General features: G+C 28.3%; 10 protein-coding genes. 9 read left to right on the top strand and 1 reads right to left on the bottom strand.

Annotated elements, in window-relative coordinates; genetic code table 11:
* Window positions 1–164: 164 nt before the first annotated feature.
* From Q0H31_RS07705 to atpG, 9 genes are all read left to right on the top strand, one after another.
* Entirely contained in the window at window positions 165–500 is a 336-nt protein-coding gene (locus Q0H31_RS07705; protein ID WP_295296970.1) for an STAS domain-containing protein, read from the top strand.
* Window positions 501–567: 67 nt separating this feature from the next.
* Window positions 568–1,476 (top strand): F0F1 ATP synthase subunit A, encoded by a 909-nt coding sequence (gene atpB, locus Q0H31_RS07700; RefSeq protein ID WP_295296968.1) that lies wholly within the window; start codon window positions 568–570, stop codon window positions 1,474–1,476.
* Between the two features lie 40 nt (window positions 1,477–1,516).
* Window positions 1,517–1,738, top strand: coding sequence for an ATP synthase F0 subunit C (atpE, locus tag Q0H31_RS07695; RefSeq protein ID WP_013243520.1), 222 nt, complete (start codon window positions 1,517–1,519; stop codon window positions 1,736–1,738).
* A gap of 41 nt (window positions 1,739–1,779) precedes the next feature.
* Entirely contained in the window at window positions 1,780–2,280 is a 501-nt protein-coding gene (gene atpF / locus Q0H31_RS07690) for a F0F1 ATP synthase subunit B (protein WP_295296965.1), read from the top strand.
* Between the two features lie 34 nt (window positions 2,281–2,314).
* A complete protein-coding gene (gene atpH, locus Q0H31_RS07685; protein ID WP_295296964.1) occupies window positions 2,315–2,848 on the top strand; it encodes an ATP synthase F1 subunit delta in 534 nt (177 codons plus the stop codon).
* Between the two features lie 22 nt (window positions 2,849–2,870).
* Window positions 2,871–3,497: an ATP synthase F1 subunit delta gene (atpH, locus tag Q0H31_RS07680; protein ID WP_295296962.1), complete on the top strand. Its 627-nt coding sequence runs from the start codon at window positions 2,871–2,873 to the stop codon at window positions 3,495–3,497.
* A 42-nt stretch (window positions 3,498–3,539) separates the two neighbouring features.
* Window positions 3,540–5,039 carry a F0F1 ATP synthase subunit alpha gene (gene atpA / locus Q0H31_RS07675; protein WP_295296960.1) on the top strand — a complete coding sequence of 500 codons (1,500 nt, stop codon included), beginning with the start codon at window positions 3,540–3,542 and terminating at the stop codon, window positions 5,037–5,039.
* A gap of 2 nt (window positions 5,040–5,041) precedes the next feature.
* Window positions 5,042–5,878 (top strand): beta-1,6-N-acetylglucosaminyltransferase, encoded by an 837-nt coding sequence (locus tag Q0H31_RS07670; RefSeq protein ID WP_295296959.1) that lies wholly within the window; start codon window positions 5,042–5,044, stop codon window positions 5,876–5,878.
* 1 nt (window position 5,879) lies between these two features.
* Window positions 5,880–6,761, top strand: a complete 882-nt coding sequence (gene atpG / locus Q0H31_RS07665; RefSeq protein ID WP_295296958.1) for an ATP synthase F1 subunit gamma — start codon at window positions 5,880–5,882, stop codon at window positions 6,759–6,761.
* On the opposite strand, the gene Q0H31_RS07660 is transcribed toward atpG, so the two are convergent.
* On the bottom strand, window positions 6,754–7,734 hold the full coding sequence (locus tag Q0H31_RS07660; RefSeq protein WP_295296956.1) for an aminotransferase class I/II-fold pyridoxal phosphate-dependent enzyme: 981 nt from the start codon (window positions 7,732–7,734) through the stop codon (window positions 6,754–6,756). The two genes, atpG and Q0H31_RS07660, sit on opposite strands and share 8 nt — an antisense overlap.
* Window positions 7,735–7,754: the final 20 nt, after the last annotated feature.

Below are 7,754 nucleotides of genomic sequence, written 5' to 3'. Positions count from 1 at the left end.
TTAGTTAATTAAATTATAAGGAATACCTGCTTTTTTTAAACTAAAAAACGTGCAATATGTATGGCTCCTAAACAAAAGTGTTTTTAAAATATTGTTGTAAAAAATTGTCATATATGTTAATTTTTATATATATAATTTTATACAATTTTATTGGAGTTTTTACAATGGATATAAGTATTGAAGAATTAGAAAATAATACTTCTGTAATAAAATTAGTTGGAGATATTGATGTTTATAGCTCTACTGATGTAAAAGATGCTATAAATTCTCAAATAGACTTCGGTGCAAAAAGAATCATTATAGATATGGAAGATGTATATTATATAGACAGCAGCGGAATAGGAGTTTTTGTATTTGAAATGGGGCATTTCAAAAAAGTAAATGGAAAAATAGGAATAGTTAAAATTACAGAAAATGTGAGAAAAGTTTTTGAATTAACTAAAATAATTAGCTTCTTTCCTATATTTAATACAGTATCAGAAGCTTTAGAAAAGTTGTAAAATAATTCTTGATTTTTTATTTAATAGTTATACAATTAATATCAAATTATATTAAAGAAAAGAACTTATGAATAGATTAATTTTTATTAGAAATGTTTTTATAATGTTTTTAATTTGTTTTAGTGTTTTTTCAAATAGCCATGCATATGCTTCTATAAGCATTAATGACTATATTATGGAAGAGATAGGAGATAATACAGAACATCCCTTTCTTACCATTCCAATAAAATTAGGACATTATATAGATTTTGATTTTAAAATAACAAAACATATTATTTTGGTAACAGTAGCAGGTATTTTATCAATACTTAGTATGAAATATTTGGCTCATAAACTAAAAAGACCTTTTAATAAGCCAACATATTTGCAAAACATATTAGAAATTATAATAGACTATATGAACAAAGATGTCATAGGGGCAGCTTTGGGAGAAGAAGGTAAAAAATATGTGCCTTTTTGTTTGACTGTATTTTTGTTTGTACTTTTTTCTAATCTTTTAGGTCTTTTACCTGCTTTATTGAGAGTACCCACAGAAGATGGTCATTATGCTTATTTGGCAGGCGGTTTAGGAGCTAATATTGGTTTTACCGGTGCTATTGCCTTATTAGTATTTATTGTCTACATATTCGCAGGAATAAGAAAGAAAGGAATAATAAAATATTGGGTAAAATTAGTACCAAAAGGTCTTCCAATACCTTTAATACCTATAATATGGGTTTTAGAGTTTATCACTTTGTTTAACCGTGCATTCGCTTTAACGATACGTTTGTTTGCGAACATCACAGGCGGACATATAATGATGATAGTAATACCTTATCTTATCATTATGTCTGGAAGTTTATTGGTTTCGCCTTTTGCGGTATTATTCTTGAGTTTTATATATGTACTTGAGATGTTTGTTGCTGTTTTACAAGCTTATATATTCTCATTGTTATCGGCGGTTTATATACAGATTGCCATTAGCGATGAGCATTAATTATAAATTAAATTATATTTTTTAATAAAGGAGTAAAAAAATGGAATTTGCTATAATAGGAGCTACTATAGGAGCAGGACTTGCAGCTATTGGAGTTGGTTTGGGTATAGGTTTTATAGGTTCGAGAGCAGTTGAAGGTATTGCTAGACAGCCTGAAGCTTCTGGTAAGATACAAACAGCTATGCTTATTTCTGCTGCTTTAATAGAAGGTGTTGGTTTATTTGCTTTAGTTATATGTATTTTAGCTTTATTTACAAAGTAATATTTAAGAGTATTGATTATAATAAATGGGGGTAAATACCTATGGCACTTTTAAAAATAGATCCGGGTATTATTATATGGACTTGGATTACATTTTTACTAGTTCTTGCTGTACTTGGAGCTTCTACTTGGAAGATTATTCTTAAAGGGTTAAATGCACGTGCAGATAAGATACAAGAGGACTTGGAAGAAGCAGAAAAAACTAGGGAAAATGCTAAGAAATCTTTGGCTGCATATAGGGAACAAATAGATAATGCTAAGGCAGAGGCTAGTTCTATAATAGAAAATGCTAGGATTGAGGCTAATAGGGTTAGAGATAAAATTATCGGCAATGCTCGTGAAGAGGCTGAGTCCCATAAAAACAAAATACTCTCTGAAATTGATAGAGCTAAAGATGAGGCTATGGGAAATGTGAGAAAACAGGCTGTGGATATTGCTGTTGTTATGGCTGAAACTATATTAAAAAGAAATATAGATAAAGATGATAATCAGGCTTTAATAAACGAGTTTGTAAATAATTTTGAAAAAGAAAACAATAAATAAATATGTATCTCTATAAAAATAGGGCTTTATTAAAATGAATAATGATGAAAAATTATTGACGCCGGCTGCTAATGCTATATTTAATATAGCTAAAGAAGTTGCTTTAATAAATGAAACATATAATGAGCTTAAAGAATGCTGTAAATTATTTGAAGATGAAGAAATAAAAAAATATTTCGCTGATAAGACAATAGATAAAAGAGAAAAAATTAAACTTATAGAAAAAAAGTTAAAACCTATATTTTCTAAAGAGGTTTTCTCTTTTATCAGCATACTAATAGAAAATGAGATTATAAATGAGTTGTCAAATATAGTAGATATTTACGGCAAGATGCTTGATGAACACAATAATACTGTTAGAGTAAAAATTATTTGTGCATGCAGCATAAAAGAAGAGGCTGTAAAAAAAATAATAGATACTATAAAATCATTTTCTGATAAAAAAATAGATTATGTTATAGAAACAGATGATACTTTAATAGGCGGTATAATAGTTAATATTGGCGATACGGTTTATGATTATAGTATAAAGAATCAAATAAACATGATGAAAAATAGATTTGTTTAATAATTAGCTTATAGAGGAAAATATGAATCCTATAACTGCCGAAATTTTTAAAAATTTAAAAACTGAAATATTTAATGAAGTTCAGAAAGAAAAAACCGCTAGATTTAAGCGTATAGTAAAAAATGAGGCAAGTGCTAAAAACTATGCTAAGGCTATGTTTGATGCGGCTAATGAATTAAAAAAAATAGATATTATTAAAAAAGATTTTGATATTATTTATTCATCTCTATTTGAAGATAAGGATACTTTTTCTTTTTTCACTTCAAATTTTATAGATGGAAACATGAGAGTTGATGTTATTAGAAGAGTATATGAAAACAACATCTCTACAGAAGCTCTTAATTTATTATCTATACTAATAGAGAAAGATTTATTTAATATTTTGCCTGCTATAATAGTAGAATATGAAAACTTATGTAATGAATTTTATAATATATTATCTGTAAGAATTACGATTGCTAAAGAGTTGGAAGATATTGAAGAATTGAAAAGAGATATTATAAAGATGGTTAATAAGAATGTTCATTTTTACATTGATGTTAATGAATCTATTATAGGCGGTATTATAGTTGAAATAGAAGATATTATATATGATTATAGTATGAAGAGACTTTTAGACAGTTTAAAAGATTCTCTTCTTGCAGAATAATTATAGAATAATTTTTGCTAATAATTTTTAAGGAAAGATTTTATGAATATAAAAGCTAATGAAATTGCTGCTTTACTTAAAGAGGAGATTAAAAGTTACAAAGCAGACTTTGCTCCTAATGAAGTTGGAGTTGTAGTAGAGGTTGGTGATGGTATAGCAAGGATAGTTGGACTTCCGCACATTATGGCTAATGAGATGATTAAATTTGAATGCGGTGCTATAGGAATAGCTTTTAACTTGGAAGAAGAGACTATTGGTGCTATTGTATTAGGAGACTATGTCGGCATAAAAGAAGGAAGTAAGGTTAGCAGATTAAAAAGAATATTAGAAGTTCCTGTAGGGGAAGAGCTTTTAGGAAGAGTTGTTAATCCTTTGGGAGTTCCTTTAGACGGTAAGGGCGATATTACTACAAGCAAAAGAAGAGTAATAGAATATCCTGCTCCGGGAATTGCATATAGGCAGGCTGTAAAGCAACCGCTTCAAACTGGTATAAAGGCAATAGATTCTATGACACCTATAGGAAGAGGACAGAGACAGCTTATTATTGGAGATAGAAGCACTGGTAAAACATCTATTGCTCTTGATACAATCATCAATCAAAAAGATACTGGTGTTATATGCGTATATGTAGCTATAGGTCAAAAGGCTTCTACTGTTGCGGGTGTTGTTGAAACTTTAAGACAGCATGGTGCTTTAGATTATACTATAGTAGTTGCAGCTACTGCTTCAGATTCTGCTCCGCTACTATATATTGCTCCTTATGCAGGCTGTGCGATGGCTGAATATTTTATGTATGAAGAGAAAAAAGATACTCTTATAATATATGATGACTTATCCAAACAGGCTAATGCATACAGACAAATATCACTTCTTCTTAGAAGACCTCCTGGAAGGGAAGCTTTTCCTGGTGACGTATTTTATTTGCATTCAAGATTATTAGAAAGAGCTTCAAAATTGAGCGATGAATTAGGAGGAGGTTCTCTAACTGCCTTGCCTATCATTGAAACTCAAGACAATGAAGTATCTGCATACATTCCTACAAACGTAATATCAATTACAGACGGACAGATATATTTGCTTCCAAGTTTATTTATGAGCGGTGTTCGTCCTGCTATTGATGTTGGTATATCTGTTTCACGTGTAGGAGGTAATGCTCAAACTAAGGCTATGAAAAAAGTTGCTGGTACTTTGAGGCTTGATTTGGCATCATATAGGTCTCTTGAGGCTTTCTCTCAGCTTGGTATAGGGCTTGATAAAGCTACTTTAGCTCAATTAGACAGAGGAGCTAAAATGGTTGAGCTTCTAAAACAAAAACAATATAGTCCAATACCTATGGAGGAGCAAGTTGTTATATTGTTTGCCGCTACAAAGGGATTTTTGGATAATGTGGAATTAGAAAGAGTGCCTGAATTTGAATGGAGACTTCTTCAATATATGAAAGCTAATAAGCAGTATATATTAGACAGCATAAAAGAAAAGAAAGATATTGAAAATGTTGATGAACTTAACAGCATCATAGAAGAGTTTAAGGCTAAATTCTAATAATGAATAAAAATTGTATTTTAATCTTGGCACATAAGAATCACAATCAGATTATGAGGTTAATTAATCATCTTAAAACTGATTTTGATTTATATGTGCATATAGATAAAAGAAATAAATTAAATATAGAAAGCTTTGACAATGTAAATATTTATAAAAGATTTAAAACTTATCACGGAGATGTTAGTTTAGTCATTGCCACTTTATTTTTAATTAAAGAGGCTGTGAAAAATAATTACGACAGATATGTTTTTATTAGCGGACAAGATATTCCATTAAAAACTAATAAAGAAATAATTGATTTTTTTGATTTAAATAAAGATAAAGAGTTTACATCTTTCAAAAATATAAAATATGATAAAGGTTTTTACAATGAAATGAGTTTTAGATTAAATTCTTATAATTTTGGTAAATTGTATAGACTAATTTTTCATAGAAATATAAGAGAATTAATATCTAAATTTCCGCCTATAAAACGCACTACTCCGGAAAATATTTATTATGGTTCGCAGTGGTGGAATTTAACTAATGATGCTATTAAATATATATTGGATTATACGAAAAAAAATCCTAACTTTCTTAAAAGATTTAATTATACTTGGGGAAGTGATGAGTTTTATTTTCAATCAATACTCCTCAATAGCAAGTTTAAAGATAATTGTGTGAATGATTGTCTTAGATATATTATATGGGATGGCGGAGCTCCATTTAATCTAAAAATGAAAGATTATGAGAATATAAAAAACAATATTAATAATAATTTATTTGCACGTAAATTTGATGAAAATATTGATAATGATATAATAGATAAGCTATATAAAGATTTAGAGGTAAAATAATATGGCAGAGAAACTTAATGTATTAAAAGCAAGAATTAAAGCTGTAACAAGCACGCATAAAATTACTAAAACTATGGATATGATAGCCCGCTCTAAAACTGCTAAAATACTTGCAGTAGAGCAAGGTATGAGACCTTATACACAAAAATTAAATAGAATAGTAGAAGAGCTTTCTCATTCAGATATGGACCATTTACACCCACTACTCTCTCCTAAAAAGACAATAAAAAACATCATATTATTTGTAATAACATCAAGCAGAGGCTTATGCGGCTCTTATAACACAAAAATATTAGACGAGGCAATGGAGAGAATTAGACACCATTACAGACATGGAAGAACTGTTGAGCTTCACGTATTGGGTAAAAAAGGTGAAGTATACTTTGAAAAACAAAATATACCAATATCACGTAAATATCCTCGTATAGATGAAGAGTCCACTTTTGATGATTGTGCAACAGTTGTACAGCGTTTCATGCATGATTATGCTATAGACAGTGCTTCGAGAGTAGAAGTTATATATACAAGATATTATACAAGAGTGGTGCATATACCTAAAATAAAAAGTTTAATACCTATGATTCCAGATGAAGAAGACATAGAAGGAAGAAAAATAAAAAAACAGCTTGATTATTTAATAGAACCAAATAGAGAAGATGTATTAAAAGAGATTGTACCTTTAGCTATAACAACTTATTTTTATTTTATGATTACAAGTTCTTTTTTATCAGAAAATGCTGAAAGAGCTATTGCTATGAGAAACGCCACTGATAATGCAGAAAGACTTTTAGAAGACTTAAAAAATAAAGCTAACAGAGCTAGACAGGAACATATTACTAATGAACTTCTTGATATTATAGGCGGTTCTGAAGCTATTAATTAATTATATTATATAAAGCTTTTAGCAATATAGTATTTGTTTTACTATCTGATATGGTAACTCTTAAAAAATCTTTTAATACGTTATTCTCATCATAGTTTTTTACAAATATACTATTCTTTTTAAGCTCATCATATATATATTTAGAGCTTTTATTTGGGTGTTTTATAAGAAGAAAATTTGTCTTTGATGGCAACACTAAAAAGCCTTCTTTACTCAATAAAGTCTCCATTTTATCTCTCTCTAATACTATAGAACTTATATTTTTTAAAACGGTTTCTTTATCATTAATTGAAGCGATGGCTATTGTTTCGGATAATTTGTTTATACCATATTTCTGTCTTATATTAGAAAACTTATCCATATTAATTTTATTTGATATTAAAAAATTTATATTAAGTCCTGATAATGAATGAGAATGTGCTATAGAATATATTATAACTATATTATTATATTTTTCTATTAGCCTCACAGCACTATCCCAAGCAAAGCTTATATAAGATTCATCTAACACGTATATATTATTATTATTTATATATTTTTCTATATTTTCTATATAAAGACCTGTCTCAGCATTAGGATTGCTTGTTATTATTATGCTTTTTTTTATTTTCTTGAAAGCATCTAAATCTATATTATAATCATCTTTCATTTTAATAGTTTCAAAACTAATTTTTGAATATTCCAAAATGTTTTTATATAAATCTCTATAAGGCTCTTGTAATAATATTTTTCTATTGTCAAATGAATTTAATATAGAATAAAAAGCCTCATACATACCATTAACAGATATAATATTATCCTTATCAATATTGAGATTATTCGCCATGGCTAAGTCTAATTCTTTAGCACTATAATTTGGAAAAAGCCTAAAAGACTCTATATCAAAATTTTCAAGCTCTTTTATAATATTTTTTGAAGGCTCATATGGATTTTCATTTTTATCTAAATAAATTTCTTTTCTCTCTTTTTTCATAAGAACTATTATATATTAAA

This window comes from uncultured Brachyspira sp. (assembly GCF_934747485.1).
Lineage (GTDB): Bacteria > Spirochaetota > Brachyspiria > Brachyspirales > Brachyspiraceae > Brachyspira.
This window is presented reverse-complemented; position numbering and strand designations above follow the sequence as displayed.

Excerpts from the sequence above, each read along its gene's own strand:
- Q0H31_RS07705 (WP_295296970.1), top strand. The coding sequence starts at position 165 with ATGGATATAAGTATTGAAGAATTAGAAAATAATACTTCTGTAATAAAA.
- atpB (WP_295296968.1), top strand. The coding sequence starts at position 568 with ATGAATAGATTAATTTTTATTAGAAATGTTTTTATAATGTTTTTAATT.
- atpE (WP_013243520.1), top strand. The coding sequence starts at position 1,517 with ATGGAATTTGCTATAATAGGAGCTACTATAGGAGCAGGACTTGCAGCT.
- atpF (WP_295296965.1), top strand. The coding sequence starts at position 1,780 with ATGGCACTTTTAAAAATAGATCCGGGTATTATTATATGGACTTGGATT.
- atpH (WP_295296964.1), top strand. The coding sequence starts at position 2,315 with ATGAATAATGATGAAAAATTATTGACGCCGGCTGCTAATGCTATATTT.
- atpH (WP_295296962.1), top strand. The coding sequence starts at position 2,871 with ATGAATCCTATAACTGCCGAAATTTTTAAAAATTTAAAAACTGAAATA.
- atpA (WP_295296960.1), top strand. The coding sequence starts at position 3,540 with ATGAATATAAAAGCTAATGAAATTGCTGCTTTACTTAAAGAGGAGATT.
- Q0H31_RS07670 (WP_295296959.1), top strand. The coding sequence starts at position 5,042 with ATGAATAAAAATTGTATTTTAATCTTGGCACATAAGAATCACAATCAG.
- atpG (WP_295296958.1), top strand. The coding sequence starts at position 5,880 with ATGGCAGAGAAACTTAATGTATTAAAAGCAAGAATTAAAGCTGTAACA.
- Q0H31_RS07660 (WP_295296956.1), bottom strand. The coding sequence starts at position 7,734 with ATGAAAAAAGAGAGAAAAGAAATTTATTTAGATAAAAATGAAAATCCA.